Raw genomic sequence first — 20036 nt, forward strand, 5'->3', positions numbered from 1 at the left:
TTTGGCGGCCCCGTTAGAGTTGGTATTTCTTCCTGGCACACACTCTAGCGCGCGAATCGCCGCGATGCGCATACGGCACCACGTGTCGAAGCCGGGCCCGGCGGCGCGACACGCCCGGGGCAGGGGTCCGCGCTGCCTGTACCTGCGCATATCCGTGCTCAGGCGAACTATTTTCGCGCTACGACACGAAAACAGTAGTGCTGCGCGTCATGGCCTCCGCGACGATTTCAGCGCCGCCGCCGCGTCGCGGTACACCTTCGGTGCCAATCCGGGCTCGTCCAGAAGAGTCTGCATCGCCGCGGCGTCCCGGCCCTCGAAGAGCATCCGCACCGTCACCGCGTGCCCAGGAACCGATTCGACCGTCACCGAATCACCGGCGGCGAAGACCCCGGGCTCGAGCACTCGGAAGTAAGCGCCCACATCTCCCCGGGCCGTGAATCGGCGAACCCACCCCGGCTCGCCCATCCACCGCGCGAACGTGCCGCAGGGCTTGCGTGCGATGGTTGCCTCCAGCGTCACCGTGCCGATGCGCCACCGCGTCCCGATCACCGCGTCGGTCACCGGGACGCCGCTGGTCCGCAGATTCTCGCCGAACCGTCCTGGCTCGACGGGCGCACCCAGCTGATCGGCCCAGTACCGGGCTTCTGCCTCGTCGTAGGCGTACACGGCTTGATCGAGACCACCGTGGAACTTGGTGTCGCGACAGTGGTCCCCGCCGATGCCGAGCTCGTGCACATCCACCGGGCCGTGCACGGGCCGCTTGTCGATGCCGCTGTCTACGACGCCGCGCCGCCCGAACGGGACGTCGGCATGCACCACGCAGACCGCCGAGACGGTCCCGGTCACCGGCCGCGTAGGCGATCGACGGCCGCGCGGCCGGCCTGCACGTCGTCGTACGAGGGGATGGAGTCGGGGTCGATCGACGCCGCACACGGACCCGCCTCCAGGGCGGTGTCCACCGGAATCGTTCTCTTGACCAGCGCGAGGGCAACGGGCCCGAGCTCGAAGTGGTCGACAACGGTCCCCAGACGCCCCACCGCGCGGCCACCGGCGGTGACAGGGTCGCCGGTCTCGGGCCGTCCGTCGGCGGAACCGTCGAGATGCAGGAGTACCAGGTGACGCGGCGGTCGACCGAGGTTGTGCACCCGCGAGACGGTCTCCTGCCCGCGATAGCAGCCCTTCTCCAGATGAACCGCCCCGAACTCGGCTGCACTGCCGATCCATCGGACCTCGTGCGGAATGGTCTTCTCGTCCGTGTCCACGCCCACCCGCGGTCGCACCGATTCGACCCGCAACGCCTCGTACGCCCAGGTTCCGGCCGGGGCGGCACCGGCGTCGCGGAGGCGAAGGAACCAGTTGCTCAGACCTGCTCGGGGGACGACGACGTCGTACGAATTGGGACCCGGCCAGGGCATCCGCCGGACGAAGCCGCCGCCGTCCACTGCCGACGCGCCGTAGATCTCGCTCGGAACCGGGAGTCCCGCCTTGTCCAGAATCGATGCCGCGTCGGATCCGAGGACGGAGAGAACGGCGAGTTCGTCGGCCTCGCGAGGTTCGGCCTTGGCCCAGAAGACCATCTTCTTCAGGAACGACAGCAGATCCGGTCCCTGTGCATGTTCGGTATCGATGTAGGTGATCCCGCCCAGATCGGTCTGTACGAAGTGATGCTCGATCCGGCCGTTGACGTCCAGGCTCAGGTTTTCGGCCGAGCTGCCGTCGGGCAGGTCCGAGACGAGCTGGCTCGAGATCGTGTTCAGCCAGCTCGAGCGCTCGTCGCCGCTGATGGCGAGCACGAATCGGTGGGATCGATCGATGACGGCGGCTGCGCTGACGGCACTGCGTTGTTCGCCGAACGGATTGCCGTAGTGCCAGGCGACGCCGGCATCGACGCTGTCGTCGGGAGAGGGCACTGCGCCGGGGAGAGTGAGAAGAGGACTCGGGGTGATCGTCACAGGATCGGACACCACTCCATAGTAGGAGCACCCGGCCACAGCCTTTAGGGTGGCGGCATGTCGGAGTCGGTAGTGGTGACGTTGGACGGCCGAGTGCACGACGCGGATCGGCCGTTGCTGTTCGCCGACGATCTGGCTGCCGTGCGTGGTGACGGCGCGTTCGAGACGCTGCTGGTGCGTGACGGCTCGGCCTGCGGCGTCGAGCTGCACCTGGCGCGTCTGGCCGTGTCGGCGGCGGCCCTGGATCTTCCCGTCCCCGATCCGGATGCCTGGCGCGCAGTGATCGAGCAGTCGGTCGGCCTGTGGACGGAGAAGTCCACGGACGAGGGCGTTCTGCGGTTGGTGCTGAGCCGTGGTCGTGAGGGCGGCGGCGATCCGACGGCGTTCGTGACGCTGGGGCCACTGCCGGGTCGAGTGCGAAACGCCCGGGAGAACGGGGTGTCGGTGATGACGCTCGATCGGGGCTACTCGGTCGACTTCTCCGCCGGTGCGCCGTGGCAGCTGGCAGGCGCGAAGACGTTGTCGTACGCGACCAACATGGCCGCGCTGCGCCACGCTGCCCGCCAGGGCGTGGACGACGTGATCTACCTCAGCAGCGAGGGCAGAGTGCTCGAGGGACCCCGGTCGACGGTGGTGGTGGCGCGCGGTAAGACTCTCGTCACACCGTCGGTCGAGCAGGGCATCCTGGCGGGCACCACAGTTGCCGCCCTGTTCTCGGTGGCCGAGGCGGCCGGCTGGACGTGCGAGCACGGACATCTGTATCCAGCGGATCTCATTGCAGCGGAGGGTGTTTGGCTGGTTTCGAGCGTCACGCTGGCGGCGCGGGTGACATCGATGAACGGCGTCGTTCTGGGGCGGCCCAGCCGCGCGGACGAGGTGCCCGAGATGGTCGATCTCGCGGTGGAGACCGTCCGGATGCTCTGAGGGCCCAACGGCCCTGTCGAAAGACTCTTCCCTACTACTACTCGTAGTAGTACATTCGAATCAGTCGCGGGCCAATGCCCTGACCTGCGGTGTTGCCCGTCACAGCTCGGGTGGAAGAGTTCGGAGTATCGATGGACGCGTTGGATGTCTCGCGGTGGCAGTTCGGTATCACCACCGTTTATCACTTCATTCTCGTACCCCTCACCATCGGCCTCGCGCCGATGGTGGCGGCCATGCAGACCATGTGGGTGATCACCGGCAAGGATTCCTGGTATCGACTGACCAAGTTCTTCGGCAAGCTGTTCCTCATCAACTTCGCACTCGGCGTCGCGACGGGAATCGTGCAGGAGTTCCAGTTCGGGATGAACTGGAGCGAATACTCACGATTCGTCGGTGACGTGTTCGGTGCACCCCTCGCACTCGAAGGACTGGTCGCGTTCTTCCTCGAGTCCACGTTCCTCGGTCTGTGGATCTTCGGATGGAGCAGACTACCCAAACTCGTTCACCTGGCGACCATTTGGCTCGTCGCCATCGGCGTCAACGCCTCGGCCTTCTTCATCATCGCGGCCAACTCCTGGATGCAGCATCCCGTCGGCGCGATCTACAACGAAGAAACCGGCCGCGCCGAGCTGACCGATATCTGGGCGCTGCTCACCAACAACACTGCGCTGGCGGCCTTCCCGCACGCGGTAGCAGGTGCATTCCTCACCGCCGCAACCTTCGTCGCCGGCATCTCCGGTTGGTGGATGGTGCGCGAGGCGCGCAAGAAGAAGCTGGATGAACCAGCCACCGACTCGCGCTCGATGTTCCGATCGGCAGCGCGCATGTCGTTCATCGTCATGATCGTTGCGGGTGGGGCGCTCGCCATCACCGGAGACATTCAGGGCAAGCTCATGTTCGAGCAGCAGCCGATGAAGATGGCCTCCGCAGAATCGTTGTGCGACACCGAAACCGGAGCCAGCTTCTCGCTCCTGACCGTGGGTACCCACAACAACTGCGAATCCGTGGTGCACCTCATCTCGATCCCCGGCCTCACGTCGTTCCTGGCGGAGAACGACTTCGGTGCCACCGTGCAGGGCGTCAATCAACTACAGGATCAATACGAGCAGCAGTTCGGACCGGGCAACTACAAGCCCAACCTGTTCGTCACCTACTGGGCCTTCCGAATGATGATCGGTCTGGCCGCAGGCTCCGCCCTGCTCGCTGTCGCGGGACTGTGGGTCACCCGAGGTGGCCGGATTCCCGACCAGAAGTGGTTCTCCTGGCTGTCACTGCTGGCCATTCCGACGCCGTTCCTGGCCAACAGCGCCGGCTGGATCTTCACCGAAATGGGGCGTCAGCCATGGGTTGTCGCGCCCAACCTCTCGGGAGTCGATCAGATCCGGCTCACCGTCGACCAAGGCGTCTCCGACCATCCCGTCGGCCTCGTCGTCGCCTCGCTGGTGACGTTCACACTGCTGTACGCCGCTCTCGGAGGTGTCTGGTTCTACCTGCTTCGACGCTACGTCATCGAAGGACCTCTCGACCACGACGCGCACCCGCACGTCGACCCACCGGAATCGGAAGACGATGAGCCCAAGCAGCTCTCGTTCGCGTACTAGGGGATAGCAATGTCACTGCCCGAATTCTGGTTTCTTATCATCGCTTTCTTCTTCGTCGGCTACTTCGTGCTCGAAGGCTTCGACTTCGGCGTCGGCATGCTCATGCCCATTCTGGGTAGGCACCCCGACCCCGTGACGGGAGAGAAGCGTCGTCGCGCAGTTCTCAACACCATCGGCCCGGTCTGGGACGGCAACGAAGTCTGGCTCATCACTGCAGGCGGTGCCCTGTTCGCGGCGTTTCCCGAGTGGTACGCCACGTTGTTCTCGGGCTTCTACCTGCCGTTGCTGTTGATCCTGGTGGCGCTCATCCTGCGCATCTGCGCCATCGAATGGCGCGGCAAGATCGACGACCCGGTGTGGCGTCGACGCTGCGACATCGGCATCGGCATCGGCTCGTGGGTTCCGGCTGTGCTGTGGGGCGTCGCGTTCGCCAACATCGTCCGCGGAGTCGCGATCGACGAGAACAAGAAGGTCACCGCAGGGTTCTTCGACCTCCTCAACCCGTACGCACTGCTCGGCGGAGTAACGATGGCCGTGGTGTTCGCACTGCACGGTGCCGTGTTCATCGCGCTCAAGACCTCCGGCGACGTCCACGAGGACTCGGTGAAAATGGCAGCGTGGCTGTCGGTTCCGGCAGTGCTCGTCGGTGGAGCCTTCGCGCTGTGGACCCAACTCGCGTACGGGAAAACCTGGACGTGGGTACTCTTCGCGGTGGCAGCAGTGGCCCTGTTGCTCGTCGTCGCGCTGACGGCGAAAGTGCGCGAGGGCTGGGCCTTCGTCTTCACCTGCATTGCCATCGTCGCCGTCGTCGTGCTGCTGTTCGCGTCCCTGTTCCCCAACGTGATGCCGTCCAGCACCGACGCCGCCTTCGATCTCACCATCGCCAACGCGTCGTCCAGCCCGTACACGTTGACGGTGATGACGTGGGCTGCGGCCTTCGCTGCGCCCGTCGTCCTCGGCTACCAGGCGTGGACGTACTGGGTTTTCCGGCAACGTATTTCGAGCGCCCAGATCCCCGACTCGATCGGGCTGTCGGTGAAGTCGTGACCGCACCCACCACTTCGCGGACACGGCCGAAGGGCCCGGTCGATCCGCGACTGTGGAAGTACTCACGCTCCGCCCGTGGCTACGTGCTCGTCACGGTCGCGCTGTCGACCGTGGTCACCCTGTGCATCATCGTGAGTGCACTGGCGATCGGACGCGTGCTGGCCGGCGTCATCACCGACCCGTCGGCCAGATCGTTGTCCGCATGGACGACGGAACTGGTCGTCCTGGCCGGTGCAACAGTGGTTCGGGTGCTCGCGACCGGAGCCCAGTCTCGTTACGCACACCGGTCGGCGTCGCGGGTCGTCGCCGAGCTGGAGATCGAAGTACTCACGACGGCAACGCGTTTCGAGCCTCGCGAGCTCGACGCCGAGCGCGAGGAACTGGCCGTCGTCGTGACCCGCGCCATCGGCGGACTACGGGCGTACCTCACCGGCTATCTGCCGGCGCTGGTGCTGGCCGTCATCGTCACCCCGTTGGTCCTGATCGTCATCCTCACACAGGATCTGACGTCGGCCGCCATCATCGCCGTGACCCTGCCGCTCATCCCCGTCTTCATGATCCTGATCGGCTTGCTGACCAAGGGCCGGGCGGCCGCCACGCTCACCACGATGACCAGGTTGTCTGCGCAACTGCTCGATCTGTTGGCAGGCTTGCCGACTCTGCGCGCGCTCGGGCGCGAGCACGGACCGGCCGCTCGTGTTCGTGCATTGGGCGACGCCCATCGTCGAACGACCATGCGCGCACTGAAGATTGCGTTCCTGTCGTCGATGGTGCTCGAGTTGCTCGCGACGCTGTGTGTAGCGCTGGTTGCCGTCGGCATCGGGCTGCGGCTGGTGTTCGGCGAGATGACACTCGAAGCCGGCATCATCGCGCTCGTCCTCGCGCCCGAGGTGTACTTTCCACTGCGCGCGGTCGGCACCCAGTTTCATGCGGCCGAGGACGGCGTCGAGGCAGCCGATCGTGCATTCCGGGTGTTGGACCGGCGAACAGCGCGGCCGACCGGTGGCCGCACCGTCGACACGACAGCCGTCGACATCGAGCTGGACGGGCTCGGCGTTGCAAGTCGGGACGGAGCGGCACCAGCGGAGCTGAGTGCGCTGTGCCGGGCGGGCACCGTCACGGTCCTGACCGGACCGAACGGCGCAGGTAAAACGGCTGCGCTGCACGCGATCCTGGGGTTGACTCCGCCGTCGACCGGCGCGGTGAGCGTCGGGGGAGTGCCGATCGCCGAACTCGATCTCGAACAGTGGTGGGCGCAGGTGGCCTGGCTCCCGCAGCGGCCGGTGTTGGTGCCGGGCACGCTCTACGACAACGTGACCCTGCACGGAATCCCCGACTCGGCTGCACTGGAACTCGCCTGCCGCGCAGCCGGATTCGACGAGGTGCTTCGAGAACACCCCGAGGGCTGGGACACCCGCGTCGGGCAGGGTGGGGTGGGGCTTTCGCTCGGCGAGCTACAGCGCCTCGCACTGACACGTACCTTCGTGTCCGATGCTCCGGTGATGCTGTTGGACGAGCCGACGGCACACCTGGATCCGGTGAGTGAAGCGACTGTGCTGCAGGCGGTTCGAGATGCCGCCGACCGCGGCGTCACCGTGGTGATGGTCGGTCATCGGCGTTCGGTGCTGCATGCCGCCGACCGCATCGTCGAGGTCCGCAGCGACTCGACCACGAAGCGGGAGTTCGAGCATGTCTGATCTGCGACGAGCGCTGGCGCTGCTCGAGCTGTCTCCGCGCAGAGTCGTACTGGCCGTGTTGGCCGGAGTGGCGACGCTGGGCAGTGCGCTCGCCCTGGCGGCACTGTCGGCGTGGTTGATCACCCGGGCGTGGCAGATGCCACCGGTGCTGGACCTGTCGGTTGCCGTCGTAGCCGTTCGGGCGCTGGGTATCTCGCGCGGGGTGTTTCGGTATCTCGAACGCTTGACCACCCATGATGTGGCGCTGCGCGGAACGACGGCGGCCCGCACGAGAATCTACGAGAAATTGGCGAACGGGAACGGCGCGGTCGCACTGCGACGGGGTGACGTTCTGGCGCGCACCGGTGCGGACGTGGACGTTCTCGGTGACGTCGTCATCCGGGCCGTCGTTCCCATCTGTGTGAGCGTGCTGATGATGCTCGCGGCCGTGGGCCTGCTCGCGGGAATCGCACCTGCCGCCGCATCGATTCTGGCGGTGGCATTGCTGATCGCCGGCGTGGGTGCACCGATACTCGCGGCCCGGTCGGCGAGGATCGCCGAGGAAGCCGGTGTCGAAGCCGACGTGCGCTTCGCCGAGACAGCCGTCCGCGCACTCGACCATGCGGCGGAACTGCGAGTCGCCCGTCGTCTGGACGCGACACTCGCCGAAGCCGAGGGCGCAGCACACGACTCGGTGAAAGCGCGAGATCGCGCGGCGCGTCCGTCGGCACTCGCCGATGCCGCACAGCCACTGGCGATCGGAGCGTCGGTGATCGGGTCGTTGCTGATCGGCATCGGGCTGTACGGCCCGGACGGAGGCACCGCGGGCGGCATGACGCCGATGGCGCTCGCGATCATCGTGTTGGTTCCACTGGCCGCATTCGAGGCGACCGCAGCGCTGCCCGCAGCGGCAATCGCACTGATGCGCGGCCGAATCGCGGCCACCCGAATCATGACCATGCTCGATGCGGCTCCCCATGTGAGTGGCAGCCTGAACGGGTCGTTCCGCGGGCTCCACTCCTGCCTGGACGGGTCGTTCCGCGGGCTCCACTCCTGCCCGACCCCTGCTACGAACTTTCGCGCACATGCGCGGAGCGCAATCATCGGGCCCAGCGGATCGGGAAAGACGACGATGCTGCGCGCACTCGCCGTCGAATTCGGCTCGGATGCAGCGCTGTTCGCCGAAGACGCGCACCTGTTCGACACCTCGATTCTGGAGAACCTGCGAGTGGTGCGCGGCGACGTGGACGAAGACCAGGCAACGCAGGCATTGCGACGAGTGGGTCTCGGACCGTGGCTCGACGCGTTGCCCCAGGGCGTTCACACGACACTGATCGGTGGGGCGCAGGCGGTCTCGGGTGGCGAGCGTCGTCGACTCCTTCTCGCACGCGCACTGCTGAGCACCGCGCCCGTCGTGCTGTTGGACGAGCCGACCGAACATCTCGACAGAATCTCCGGCGAACGGATTCTGCGCGAGCTGCTCACCACCGACGACGGGCTGTTCGGTGCCGAGCGAACGGTGGTCGTCGTCACTCACCAATTGCCCGAGAACACCGACGCCGACCAGGTGATCGACCTCGGAGACCGGACTGCGAAAAAACCCTTTGCCGACTCCCGATCGCGGGCGTACGTTGGGAGTACACGAGAGAGGAGGTGGTCTGAAGTTGATGAACTCTAGGACGCGTGAGGTGGCTGTCAGCTAGCCGCAATCGCTGACGGATTCACTGCGAAGACCGCGCGAGCGGCAGGCGAATCCCAGGCAGCTACCCGGCCCCCGAGCCCCCGACCTGTCCGGTCGGGACCTGACATCAGGTATGGCTCGGGGGCCGTTCGCATGCGAACGGCCCCCGAAATCCGAAGAAGATTCCGCGTCAGCCGATGTAGCGGGTGAGGCGGGCCGACAGACGCGGTGCGAGCGGGCCGTCGGCGACGACACGTTCCTCGACGTACGCCAGATCCCCGCCCTCGACGATTCCGTACAGGCGGCGAGCTCCGCCCACCAGTGCACCCGAGGTGCTGCGGATGACGACGTCGGTGGCAAGTTCCCAGGACGACTGGGTCAGGGCGTGACCGTAATACAGTTCGACGACGCCGGTGCTGTGCGTCAGCAGCAGCTCGACGACTTCTTCGTCCTTGGACCCCTTGACTCCGTCGCCGCCGCTGATGCGCCAGAACCCGGTCTCCCGAAGGTCGGGGTGCGCGTAATTACCGTCGGAATCGAGTCTCCAGGAGCGCGATTCCCAGCTGAGGTAGCTGCCGCCGTCATGGGAGACGACGATCTGCTGACCGAAGGGATAGTCGGTGTCCGTTTCGGGATCGTGCCCCTCGCCCTGACCGCGCCACACGCCGACGAGTGGCAGCAGCGCCAGCATCGACGGGTGCAGATCGGGGCCGAGCCGCAGGTTTGCGGTGTCGTCCGGATGGGGGATGTCGGGCAGCACCGGGATGTTGCGCGCCGACGCCTCGGCGAACTTCTGCTCGGCAGCCGAAATGGCTTGGTCACCGCTGGTGATAGGGGTGCCCAGTCCGTCGTCGATGCTGTCGGGGTTGCCCGCGCCCGGTTCCGTCACGACTCGTCGTTGACCAGTCGGTAGACGACATAGAGCGAGAACGCGATGATGGCTACTGCCGCAAGCGCCAGCAATACCTCGAAGAAGATGACCACGGAACCGAGTTTAACCCGCGGCGAGACCGGTCGATGACAACTGTCCGTTTCCGCGATGTGGCATTGGTGACACACCACCATTTTTGCGGCCCGCAGTGCCCTGGATCACTCGTAGTGATGGCGAAATCGACTCGAGCAGGTACCTTCTTCCCGGGGGCGTCGGGCTCTCGACTTCGAGAGCGCCGACGAATTCACTTTGTGTGTCGAAAAGGCTGTTGTCTTGTAAGGCTGGGGAGGTCTCTGCAGAAATGCTGCGTCGTAAGCGTGTTCTGACATCGTCGTTCGGTTCCGTATTGGTTCGATCGGCGGTTGTCACCTTGGCGTTGGCCCTTGCAGCTCCCGCTGCTGCGCTGGCCGCGCCCGACTCGGGATCGTCCGATTCGGGTTCGGCAGAGTCGGGTTCGGCCGACTTCGGTTCGTCTCAGGGCCCGAACATCGATCCGAACAACTACGCGCAGGACTGCCCGGACGTACTGCTGTTGGCGGTGTCCGGAGCCACCGACTCGGACTCCGATCGCAATCCGCTCAACGAAGAAGCGCAGACGATCGCGTCGAACTGGGTCGGCAACGTCACCGTTCCGGTCGGTGAGGCGAACGCGGACAGCCCCGGCACCGTCGGCTGGCTCTACGTCCCGTATTCCTCCACCTACGGTTTCGACGTACTCGACAACGTGCCGACCTACCAGGAGTCGATCGCCGACGGCATCGCGTCGACCAATCGGTTGATGGACGAGTACAAGACCAAGTGCGGTGAGAAGACCAAGTTCGCGCTGCTCGGGTACAGCGTCGGCGGCGAAATTCTCGATCGCGTGACGATGGAACTCGGCCACCGTGATCCCAATGCTCTCGTCACGTCCGACGACGTCGTCGGTGTCGTCATGGTGGGGTCGCCCTACCGCCCGGCCGGCGTGCCGAACTTCGGTGACGAGGTTGGCCAGTCCCTCGGCGGCTTCATGGATCAGTCGCCGCGGGACTACGGGTCGATGACGGACAAGGTCACCTGGTCGTGTCGGCCCTACGATCTCGCCTGCGACTCGCCGGACAAGATCGAACTGCTGCAGCTGGCGCTCGGTGTACTCGGTCAGATGCGGTTGACGCTGCTCAACCCGGTGCAGACCGTCTCCGACTTCGGTCGGACGGTTGCCTCCATTGCCACCCGCGCGATCATCGATATCGCCACGAACAAGTCGTGGCTCGAGTCGGACGAGACGCTCCTGCAGGTTCTCGTCAAAGTCTCCGACCGGCAGTATCAGGTGGACGACGCGAAGGCTGCAGCAGCGCTGTCGCCCGATCAACTACTTGCCGATCTCAACTGGGCCCTCGGTCCGGGTGCCGAAACGGTGAAGGCGAAGTTGCGCGCCGAGGGCGAGGGCCTGGTGGAGAACAACAAGGGCATCGTCGACGTCGTGCTCGGCCCCTACCTGGCGATCGGCTTTCTGCAGCACCTGTCCTACTGGTACAACGACCCCAACGACGGGGTCGAGTGGGAAAGCGAAAAGATGGTCGCGTGGGTGACCGATCTCGCCCGAACCGAACGTGAGAAGAAGAACGCGCCTCCCGCGGTCGACCCGGCCACCCCCGAGACCCAGGCACCCCAGCCCCAGGCACCCCAGACCCAGGCACCCCAGACCCAGGCACCCGAGACGCCCGCGCCCGCCCAGGAATCCCGGGTGCTGCCGGAGCCGGGGACGCAGACTCGCGTCAGCGACCTCGGAGCCTTCCTCGAATCCCAGGGCATCCCGGTACCTCCCGGCATGTTCCCGCCGCAGTACTCCACGGTCCCCGAGCCGGCGCGAGCGGTCGGCTAGAGCAACGAAAAGAACCCCGCACCTGGTTGCCAGGTGCGGGGTTCTTCTATGTGATCGAGTCGGTGACTCAGACTCCGACGGTGACGTCGGCCGAGTGCACGCCCGCGCCCTCGGGCGTGATGACGGTGTCGCCGTTGCCCGATGCGGACAACGCCCGCAGCGTCCACTGTCCGGGGGCAGCGAAGAAGCGGAAATCGCCGGTTCCCGACGCGACGACCTCGGCGGTGAATTCGCCGGTGCCGTCGAGGAGACGGACGAATGCGCCCGCTACCGGCTCACCGTCGCCGGCGAGGACACGGCCGGTGATGACCGTTTCCTTCTCGACGTCGACGCCTGCGGGGATGGTCTGACCCTGTACGGGTGCTCCACACATATCAGTGAACCTCCAATTCGATGGGTGCTCCGACGAGGGAGCCGTATTCGACCCAGCTGCCGTCGTAGTTCTTGACGTCTTCCTTGCCGAGGAGTTCCTTGAGCACGAACCAGGTGTGGCTCGAGCGCTCACCGATGCGGCAGTAGGCGATGGTGGCCTTGCTGTCGTCGTAGCCCTTGGTCTTGTACAGCTCTTCGAGTGCCTCGTCGGACTTGAACGTGCCGTCCTCGTTGGCGGTGGTGCTCCACGGGATGTTGATCGCGGACGGGACGTGGCCACGCTGCTGAGCCTGCTCCTGCGGGAGGTGTGCCGGCGCGAGGATCTTGCCGGAGAACTCGTCGGGGGAGCGCACGTCGATCAGGTTCTTGTTGCCGATGGCGTCGATGACCTCGTCGCGGAACGCGCGGATCGACAGATCCGGTGCCTCGGCGCGGTACTGCGTGTTCTCCCGGCTGACGACGTCCTTCGACAGCGGGCGGCCGTCGAGTTCCCACTTCTTGCGGCCGCCGTCGATCAGCTTGACGTCCTTGTGGCCGTACAGCTTGAAGTACCAGTAGGCGTAGGCGGCGAACCAGTTGTTGTTTCCGCCGTAGAGCACGACGGTGTCGTCGTTGCTGATGCCCTTGGCCGAGAGCAAGCCGGAGAACTGCTCCTGATCGAGGAAGTCGCGGCGAACCGGGTCCTGCAGGTCCTTGCGCCAGTCGAGCTTGACCGCACCTTCGATGTGTCCGCCGTCGTAGGCGCTGGCATCTTCGTCGACCTCGACGAAGACGATCTTCGGTGCGTTCAGGTTCTGCTCGGCCCAGTCGGCAGAGACCAGGACGTCGGAGCGAGCCATGGTGTTCCTTTCGGTCTTTCTTGTCGGATCAGGGGGTAGTTGTCACGCTGCGGTGCGCGAGTTGCCGCGCAATCGAGCTGCGAGGGGGTAGATCATGCAGCCCAGGCACACTGCGAACGCTGCGTTGAGAAACGCCGCGAAGAGCGCGAAGCCTGTCGCTACGGTGCCGACGACGGGAGCGCCGAGAGCGAATCCGAGGACTCCGACGGCGGCGAACACGAAGCCCACCAGTTGGGCGAACTTCAACGGGGCCACCGGCTCACGTTCTGTGGTCGGTGAGCGCCGCGGCGCAACGAATGTCGCGTAGATCGTGCCGTACGGACTGTGCTTGGGTCCGCGGACGGCTCCGATTCCGAACACGATCGCCTGGAGCCCCAGCAGGATTGCCGCTGCGGGAACCGAGACCGTGCTCGCGAGGAGGACGACGACCAGAACTGCGGTGGTGATCCACGCGGCGAAGCGCGGACCACGGACGTCGACCTGGTCGATCGTGGTGGTGTGGGTGTCGGATGTCGACATCGAGAGGTACTCCTGTGCGAGGCCGGGGCACGGCTTGTCGCCGGTGCTCGGATCTGGATTTCGATCATCGGGCCGGCATCACGCATGGGCGTGGCGGCAGACGGAAATCAGCAGCAGCGACAGCAACAACCGCCCAGTCGGCACAGATCAACCGTGCGTCGACTGGTGAGCATGAGCTCGCGGCGGGAGAACACGAAGTGCATCCTACCCGTTACCAGGGGCGCGTCGTACCACCCACCTGAGTAGCTCTTGCCCTACAGCGCGTCGAGAGCCTCGCGCAGGGCTGCGGCCGACGGCACGCCGGCAATTCTCGAACGCCGACGCAGTTCTCCGTCGAGGACGAAGGTCGTCGGCAGCGAGAGCACTCCGAGTTCACGGGCGAGAACAGGATGAGCATCGATGTCGAGTTCGACTTCGCGTGCGTCGGTGCGGTCGGCGAGAACCTGATGCACCACACGACGCACGGCAGCGCACGGACCACACCAGTCCGCGGAGAAGTGCAAAATCGTCGGAGTTCCCGAAGTCACGCCCGCATCGACGAGCAGCGGGAGAAGGTCGTCGGAATCGGTGGACGCGATGGTGCGTACGGCACCGGAACGACGACGCAGAATCAGTCCGACAGCAACGGCGAGAACCGCCACGACAACCAAAACTGTGATCCCTGTCACGGCTTTTCGATCTCGTTGAGGTCGATGTTCACGTTCTCTCCCGACCCTTCGACGACGATCTGCGAACCCTCCGCGTATACGTCCGTCGGCAGCAGTCCGAACGGCAGGCTCTGGCGTTCGATGGTCTTGGTGAACAGACCGAGAACGGTGGGCTTGGCGAAATCGGGAATCGTGAAGTCGGCCTGCCCCTCCGGTCCGAAGTAGAAGTCCGATGCCACGATGGCGACACTGTCACCTTCGAGCAGAAGGTCGGCCTGCACGCTGACGGTGGTCTGCAGCGGTCCCACCGGAACCGTTCCCGTCAGTACGACGCCACCGGCGGTGGTCTTGCCCGACCCGCCGGAGCCGCCCGTGCCGTCGGACTTGTCGGCCGGAGGTGCGGAAACCTGCAGGTCGACGATGCCGAGGAACCGTCCGAGATCGGTTGCCTCGATGCGGACGCGGCCGTCGAGCTCGTCCACCGGGATGTCGCGGACGTTGTTGTCGATCAGGTCGGACAGGGCGATGTGGACGCCGCGCAGATTGGCTTCGATGGTCGTCGAGCCGACGTATTCGGTCGGGACGTCCTGGGCCCGGATCTCGATGTTCTGATAGCGGCCGTCGGCGGCCTGGGTGAGGAACGGAAAACCGTGCACAATCACCTGGGGGTCCGAGGTGAGTTCGCCGCCGTCGCGGATGGCGCGCGAGACGCGATATTCGGAGTAGGCCGCGGCCCCGAAATCGACGACGAGCGCGAGGGCCAACAGGCTGACGAGTCCGATGAGAAGTGTGCGCACCGGTCCATTGTGACCGAAGCATCGCGTACTGCCCGCTTCGACCGGTTGTACGGACAAGCTAGTCTGTGTCCTTGACGATCACTCGATTCCAGCGTCGGCTGGACCGGCCAGCGGTAAGAACGGAGACGCAGTGGAGCTCCTGTTACTGACCTCCGATCCCAATCCGGAGGGCGTACTCCCGTCTCTCGCGTTGCTGGCTCACCACATCCGGCCGGTGCCGACCGAGGTGTCTTCTCTTCTCGAAGCCGGTTCCGCCGACATCGCGCTGGTGGATGCACGTACCGATCTGGCTGCTGCTCGCGGTCTGTGTCGGCTGCTCGGTAGTACCGGCTCGGCCATTCCCGTGGTCGCGGTCCTGACCGAAGGCGGCCTGGTCGCAGTCAATTCCGACTGGGGGCTCGACGACATCCTGCTGCCCGGCACAGGTCCCGCGGAACTGGACGCTCGGCTACGTCTGTTGGTCGGCCGGAGCGGCGGGGTTGCGAGTCCCGAGACGTCGGGCAAGATCACGCTCGGTGAGTTGGTCATCGACGAGGGCACGTACACCGCCCGGTTGCGCGGTCGCCCACTCGATCTGACCTACAAGGAATTCGAGTTGCTGAAGTACCTGGCTCAACATGCGGGCCGCGTCTTCACGCGTGCCCAGTTGCTGCAGGAAGTATGGGGCTACGACTTCTTCGGTGGCACTCGCACCGTCGACGTCCATGTTCGACGCCTCCGCGCCAAGCTCGGTACCGAGTACGAGTCGCTGATCGGAACGGTGCGGAACGTGGGCTACAAGGCCGTGCGTCCGTCGCGTAACTCCAAGGGCGGTACGGCTCCGGACGCCATGGCCGGCGATTCCGACGATGCGGATTTCGAGTTCGAGCAAGAGAGTACGCTCTCGTAGATGAATTCGGATACTGCGTTCGACGTCCACCCCCTCGACGGCGACGCACCGTCCTCGCGCGTCAGCGACGAGATTCACCGGATCCTTTCGCGTGCAACCGAAGTCGACGGTACTGCGCCGCTCTCGGAGCAGGCCGTCAAGGCCGTCGACGCGGGTGAGGGCGTCGTTCGATTCGTTGCCACCGACGGAGATCGAGTCGTCGGGTACGTCGGCGCCGCCGACGGTATGGCCGAGGCAGTGGTCGATCCGGAGTATCGCGGTCGCGGCATAGGTCGGCGATTGGTCAGCAGCGCACTCGATCTCGGCTCCGGCACGCGGATCTGGGCGCACGGAAATCTGCCCGCAGCACAGTCCGTGGCGCGTGCGCTCGGGCTGACGGTGGCCCGGGAACTGCTGCAGATGCGACGGGCCGCGGCAGAGCCCGAACTGCCCGATGTGGTTGTACCACAAGGTATTTCGCTGCGAACCTATCGCGGGCACCAGGACGATGCCGAATTGTTGAGGGTGAACAACGCGGCATTCTCCTGGCATCCCGAGCAGGGCGGCTGGACCGACCGCGACATCGCGTCGCGGCGAGACGAGCCGTGGTTCGATCCCGCGGGTCTTTTCCTGGCCTTCGAGGAAGGCAGCGACCACCTGCTCGGATTCCATTGGACGAAAGTTCACGCGGCCGAGGATCGGGTCGTTCCGCAGGCTCCACTCCCTGGGGGCAACGACCCGGCCATCGGTGAGGTGTACGTGGTCGGTATCGATCCGCAGTCGCAGGGTCGCGGTCTCGGACGGGTACTGACCCTGGCCGGGCTGCATTATCTGCGCGGTCGCGAACTGGACCAGATCATGCTGTACGTCGAGGCCGACAACACCGCGGCGGTGCACACGTACACCAAGCTCGGGTTCGCGAATTACCACGTCGACGCCGCGTACGCGCGGACCGCGTAATCGGACATTTCCAGCACGGTGTTCATCTTCCGTTCACCCACGCGGGGGTAAACGTCTACCACCTGCCTTTACCTTTCTCTCTGGGCGGCAACCTACGCTGCCTGGTGCGAGGGTTCTTCTGAGCCGGCACCTTCACAGTCGCAGCGCGAACCTCGAGTTCGCGCCGCGATCACGGCCCAAGATTCCTCGGAGGAAACAGGTGAACCTCAAGCGCAACGGTGCTCTCATGAGTGCAGTGGCAGTCAGTGCCATGTTGCTGGCCGCATGCGGTAGCGACGCGAACGTCGCCACCACGGACGGTGCATCGCAGTCCTCGGCTTCGTGCGAAGGCAAGTCCCCGTTGACCGGTGAAGGCTCGTCCGCACAGCAGAACGCCATGTCCAACTTCACCTCGATCTACTCCGGCGTTTGCGCGGGCAAGGCCGTCGAGTACACCACCAGTGGTTCGGGTAACGGCCGCACGCAGTTCGTCGCGGGCCTCGTCGACTTCGCCGGCTCCGACTCGTCCATCAAGGACGACCAGGCCGCACAGGCCGCCGTGCGCTGCGCCAACAACCCGGCGTGGAACCTGCCGCTGGTCTTCGGCCCGGTCGCAGTGGCCTACAACGTCGACGGTGTCGACAACCTGGTGCTGAACCCCGACGTCATCGCGCAGATCTTCACCGGCAAGATCACCACCTGGAACGACCCGGCCATCGCCGCACTCAACGAGGGCGCAACGCTCCCGTCGACCGCGATCACCCCGGTCTACCGCTCCGACTCGTCGGGCACCAGCGACAACTTCCAGCGCTTCCTCGCCGCATCCGCTCCCGAGGCGTGGACGCTGAACCACAGCTCCGATTGGGCCGGCGGCGTCGGCGAAGGTGCCAACGGATCCTCGGGCGTCGCCCAGGCCGTCGCCGCCACCCCCGGTGCCATCACCTACGTCGAGAAGGGCTTCGCCGACCAGGAGTCGCTGGGCAAGGCCGCTGTCGACTTCGGTAACGGACCGGTCGAGCTGAGCAGCGAGACCGCAGGCAAGGCAATCGACGCCGCGAAGTTCAAGGGCGAGGGCAACGACCTCGTCATCGACATCGACGGCCTCTACGCCAGCGACGCAGCGGACACCTACCCGCTGGTCCTCGCGACCTACGAGATCGTCTGCTCGAAGGGCTACGACGCCGACACCACGGCAGCAGTCAAGTCCTTCCTGCTCAGTGCAGCCAACGAGGGCCAGCAGGGCCTCGAAGAAGCCGGCTACGTGCCGCTGCCCGACGCATTCAAGGAACGCCTGGTCACCGCCATCGAAGCGATCGCCTGATCCTCGATAAACCCGGTTTCGCCTTCGGCTCGCGGTGACGCGGGCCGAAGGCGGACCACCCTGCATCGACACGAGACAGTGAGCGGTATGAGCGACACCCACTCGATCACCGGCATCCCCTCGGCGGCTACCGTGCCTACCACAGGTGCCGCCCACGAACCGGAAGAACCACAATTGTCAGACTCGAAAACATCGGGGACGGTCACCCGTCCCGGTGACAGGATCTTCTCCGGCCTGGCCAAGGGCTCGGGCATCTTCATCATCGCCCTGATCGCTGCGGTCGGCATCTTCCTGCTCTGGCGAGCGATTCCCTCACTGTCCAACAACACGGTCAACTTCCTGACCTACAACGGCGCGTGGGACACCTCGAACACCTCGGCAATGGTGTTCGGTGTACTCGACCTGTTTCTGGTCACCGTCACCGTGTCGTTGTTCGCTCTGATCCTGGCGATGCCCGTCGCGCTCGGTATCGCGATCTACCTGACGAACTACGCGCCCAAGCGTGTTGCCGGACCGCTCGGCTACGTCATCGACCTCCTCGCCGCCGTCCCGTCGATCGTCTTCGGCCTCTGGGGCCTGTACGTCCTGGCCCCGGCGATCAGCCCGTTCGCCGAATGGCTGAACTCGTCGCTGAGCTGGTTCCCGCTGTTCAGCACCGGCTCGGTATCGATCGCAGGCGGCGGCACCATCTTCACCGGCGGCATCGTGCTCGCCGTGATGATCCTGCCGATCATTGCCGCCGTGACCCGTGAGGTGTTCGTCCAGACGCCCAAGGGCCAGGTCGAGGCGGCTCTCGCGCTCGGAGCCACTCGCTGGGAAGTTGTTCGCACCACGGTCATTCCGTTCGGCAAGTCCGGCTTCGTCAGCGGTTCGATGCTCGGCCTCGGACGCGCACTCGGTGAGACCATCGCGCTCTACATCATCATCCGCAGCACCCAGGCGACCTTCGGCGGAACGTTGTTCGACGGCGGTTCCACATTCGCGACCAAGATCGCGCTGGCAGCAGGCGAGTTCAACAACCCGCTGCAGGCCGGTGCCTACATCGCCGCCGGTCTGGTGCTGTTCGTCCTGACCTTCGTCGTCAACGCCGGTGCCCGCGCCGCCATCGCCGGAAAGAAGGACTGACCCATGACCGCAACCATGGACAAGCCCGTCAAGGAGCCCACGTTCCAGGGCGTCAGCGCCCGGCGCAAGGCGTCGAACCTCGCGGCGACGATTCTCGTCAGCCTGTCGGTGCTCGTCGCCCTCGTACCACTGATCTGGGTGCTCTACACGGTGATCTCACGTGGACTGTCCGCTGTGGTCGCACCGGCCTGGTGGCAGAACTCGCAGGCCGGAATCACCCAGTTCATCGCCGGCGGTGGTGCGTACCACGCGATCGTGGGAACCCTCCTGCAAGGACTGTTCTGCGCCGTCATCTCCATCCCGATCGGCATCTTCGTCGCCATCTACCTCGTCGAGTACGGCGCAGGGACCAAACTGGCCAAGGTCACGACGTTCATGGTCGACATCCTCACCGGTGTTCCGTCGATCGTCGCGGCCCTGTTCATCTACGCGCTGTGGATCGCCACCTTCGGGTTCCAGCGCTCCGGTGTCGCCGTTGCTTTCGCCCTCGTGCTGCTGATGATTCCGGTCATCGTGCGGTCGGCCGAGGAGATGCTGCGCATCGTTCCGCAGGACCTGCGTGAGGCGTCCTACGCACTGGGCGTGCCGAAGTGGAAGACCATCGCCAAGATCGTCATCCCCACCGCGCTCTCCGGCATCGTCACCGGCATCATGCTGGCGCTGGCCCGCGTCATGGGTGAGACGGCTCCGGTGCTGATCCTGGTCGGCTCGGCCACCGCCATCAACTTCAACATTTTCGAGGGGCCGCAGACGTCACTGCCGCTCATGATGGTCGACCTGCAGAAAGCAGGAACCGGCGTGCTCACCGCGGAGCGCATGTGGGGAGCAGCCCTGACGCTGATCCTGATCGTCGCAATACTCAACATCGGCGCGAAGTTGGTCTCGAAGTTCTTCTCGCCCAAGAACTTCTGACCCACCCGACTCCAGAGAATCCTA

General features: G+C 65.4%; 19 protein-coding genes. 11 read left to right on the forward strand and 8 right to left on the reverse strand.

Annotation, left to right across the window (positions count from 1 at the left end):
* Positions 1-207: 207 nt before the first annotated feature.
* Complete coding sequence (locus tag AB0O58_RS22815) at positions 208-846, reverse strand: MOSC domain-containing protein (protein WP_287452854.1); 639 nt, start codon at positions 844-846, stop codon at positions 208-210.
* Positions 843-1964 (reverse strand): folate-binding protein YgfZ, encoded by a 1122-nt coding sequence (locus tag AB0O58_RS22820; RefSeq protein ID WP_032373771.1) that lies wholly within the window; start codon positions 1962-1964, stop codon positions 843-845. The genes AB0O58_RS22815 and AB0O58_RS22820 overlap by 4 nt, the downstream gene beginning before the upstream one ends.
* A 45-nt stretch (positions 1965-2009) precedes the next feature.
* Here AB0O58_RS22820 and AB0O58_RS22825 point away from each other — a divergent pair, with 45 nt between their 5' ends.
* From AB0O58_RS22825 to cydC, 5 genes are all read left to right on the forward strand, one after another.
* Positions 2010-2876, forward strand: a complete 867-nt coding sequence (locus AB0O58_RS22825; protein WP_032373759.1) for an aminodeoxychorismate lyase — start codon at positions 2010-2012, stop codon at positions 2874-2876.
* Positions 2877-3007: 131 nt separating this feature from the next.
* The gene (locus tag AB0O58_RS22830) at positions 3008-4477 is read left to right on the forward strand and encodes a cytochrome ubiquinol oxidase subunit I (protein ID WP_366238836.1); all 1470 of its coding nucleotides are present in this window, start codon (positions 3008-3010) and stop codon (positions 4475-4477) included.
* Between the two features lie 9 nt (positions 4478-4486).
* Entirely contained in the window at positions 4487-5524 is a 1038-nt protein-coding gene (gene cydB / locus AB0O58_RS22835) for a cytochrome d ubiquinol oxidase subunit II (RefSeq protein ID WP_048320528.1), read from the forward strand.
* Positions 5521-7221, forward strand: coding sequence for a thiol reductant ABC exporter subunit CydD (gene cydD / locus AB0O58_RS22840; RefSeq protein WP_366238837.1), 1701 nt, complete (start codon positions 5521-5523; stop codon positions 7219-7221). The genes cydB and cydD overlap by 4 nt, the downstream gene beginning before the upstream one ends.
* Positions 7214-8878, forward strand: coding sequence for a thiol reductant ABC exporter subunit CydC (cydC, locus tag AB0O58_RS22845; protein ID WP_366238838.1), 1665 nt, complete (start codon positions 7214-7216; stop codon positions 8876-8878). Before cydD ends, cydC begins: the two co-directional genes overlap by 8 nt.
* Positions 8879-9071: 193 nt before the next feature.
* Here cydC and AB0O58_RS22850 read toward each other — a convergent pair whose 3' ends face one another.
* Complete coding sequence (locus tag AB0O58_RS22850; RefSeq protein WP_027495859.1) at positions 9072-9737, reverse strand: FABP family protein; 666 nt, start codon at positions 9735-9737, stop codon at positions 9072-9074.
* A 376-nt stretch (positions 9738-10113) separates the two neighbouring features.
* Here AB0O58_RS22850 and AB0O58_RS22855 point away from each other — a divergent pair, with 376 nt between their 5' ends.
* Entirely contained in the window at positions 10114-11673 is a 1560-nt protein-coding gene (locus tag AB0O58_RS22855; RefSeq protein WP_366238839.1) for a cutinase family protein, read from the forward strand.
* Positions 11674-11740: 67 nt separating this feature from the next.
* Here the strand turns inward: AB0O58_RS22855 and AB0O58_RS22860 are convergent, their stop codons facing one another.
* From AB0O58_RS22860 to AB0O58_RS22880, 5 genes are all read right to left on the reverse strand, one after another.
* On the reverse strand, positions 11741-12046 hold the full coding sequence (locus AB0O58_RS22860; protein WP_008719402.1) for a DUF1416 domain-containing protein: 306 nt from the start codon (positions 12044-12046) through the stop codon (positions 11741-11743).
* 1 nt (position 12047) lies between these two features.
* A complete protein-coding gene (locus AB0O58_RS22865; protein WP_027495862.1) occupies positions 12048-12884 on the reverse strand; it encodes a sulfurtransferase in 837 nt (278 codons plus the stop codon).
* A gap of 42 nt (positions 12885-12926) precedes the next feature.
* Complete coding sequence (locus AB0O58_RS22870) at positions 12927-13403, reverse strand: DUF4395 domain-containing protein (RefSeq protein WP_027495863.1); 477 nt, start codon at positions 13401-13403, stop codon at positions 12927-12929.
* Between the two features lie 254 nt (positions 13404-13657).
* Positions 13658-14071 carry a thioredoxin family protein gene (locus AB0O58_RS22875; RefSeq protein WP_032388884.1) on the reverse strand — a complete coding sequence of 138 codons (414 nt, stop codon included), beginning with the start codon at positions 14069-14071 and terminating at the stop codon, positions 13658-13660.
* Entirely contained in the window at positions 14068-14847 is a 780-nt protein-coding gene (locus AB0O58_RS22880) for an LmeA family phospholipid-binding protein (protein WP_027495865.1), read from the reverse strand. Before AB0O58_RS22880 ends, AB0O58_RS22875 begins: the two co-directional genes overlap by 4 nt.
* Positions 14848-14977: 130 nt before the next feature.
* Between AB0O58_RS22880 and AB0O58_RS22885 the strand changes: the two genes are divergently transcribed.
* The 5 genes from AB0O58_RS22885 to pstA all read left to right on the forward strand — a co-directional run bounded on the left by AB0O58_RS22885 (position 14978) and on the right by pstA (position 20012).
* Positions 14978-15736, forward strand: a complete 759-nt coding sequence (locus AB0O58_RS22885; protein WP_027495866.1) for a response regulator transcription factor — start codon at positions 14978-14980, stop codon at positions 15734-15736.
* A complete protein-coding gene (gene mshD, locus AB0O58_RS22890) occupies positions 15737-16675 on the forward strand; it encodes a mycothiol synthase (protein WP_366238841.1) in 939 nt (312 codons plus the stop codon).
* A gap of 199 nt (positions 16676-16874) precedes the next feature.
* Complete coding sequence (pstS, locus tag AB0O58_RS22895; RefSeq protein WP_032367500.1) at positions 16875-17975, forward strand: phosphate ABC transporter substrate-binding protein PstS; 1101 nt, start codon at positions 16875-16877, stop codon at positions 17973-17975.
* An 87-nt stretch (positions 17976-18062) separates the two neighbouring features.
* Positions 18063-19100: a phosphate ABC transporter permease subunit PstC gene (gene pstC / locus AB0O58_RS22900; RefSeq protein ID WP_027495869.1), complete on the forward strand. Its 1038-nt coding sequence runs from the start codon at positions 18063-18065 to the stop codon at positions 19098-19100.
* Between the two features lie 3 nt (positions 19101-19103).
* Positions 19104-20012, forward strand: a complete 909-nt coding sequence (pstA, locus tag AB0O58_RS22905; protein WP_027495870.1) for a phosphate ABC transporter permease PstA — start codon at positions 19104-19106, stop codon at positions 20010-20012.
* The last annotated feature ends 24 nt before the right edge of the window (positions 20013-20036 follow it).

It is taken from the genome of Rhodococcus sp. NPDC080181 (assembly GCF_040702225.1).
GTDB lineage: Bacteria > Actinomycetota > Actinomycetes > Mycobacteriales > Mycobacteriaceae > Rhodococcoides > Rhodococcoides fascians.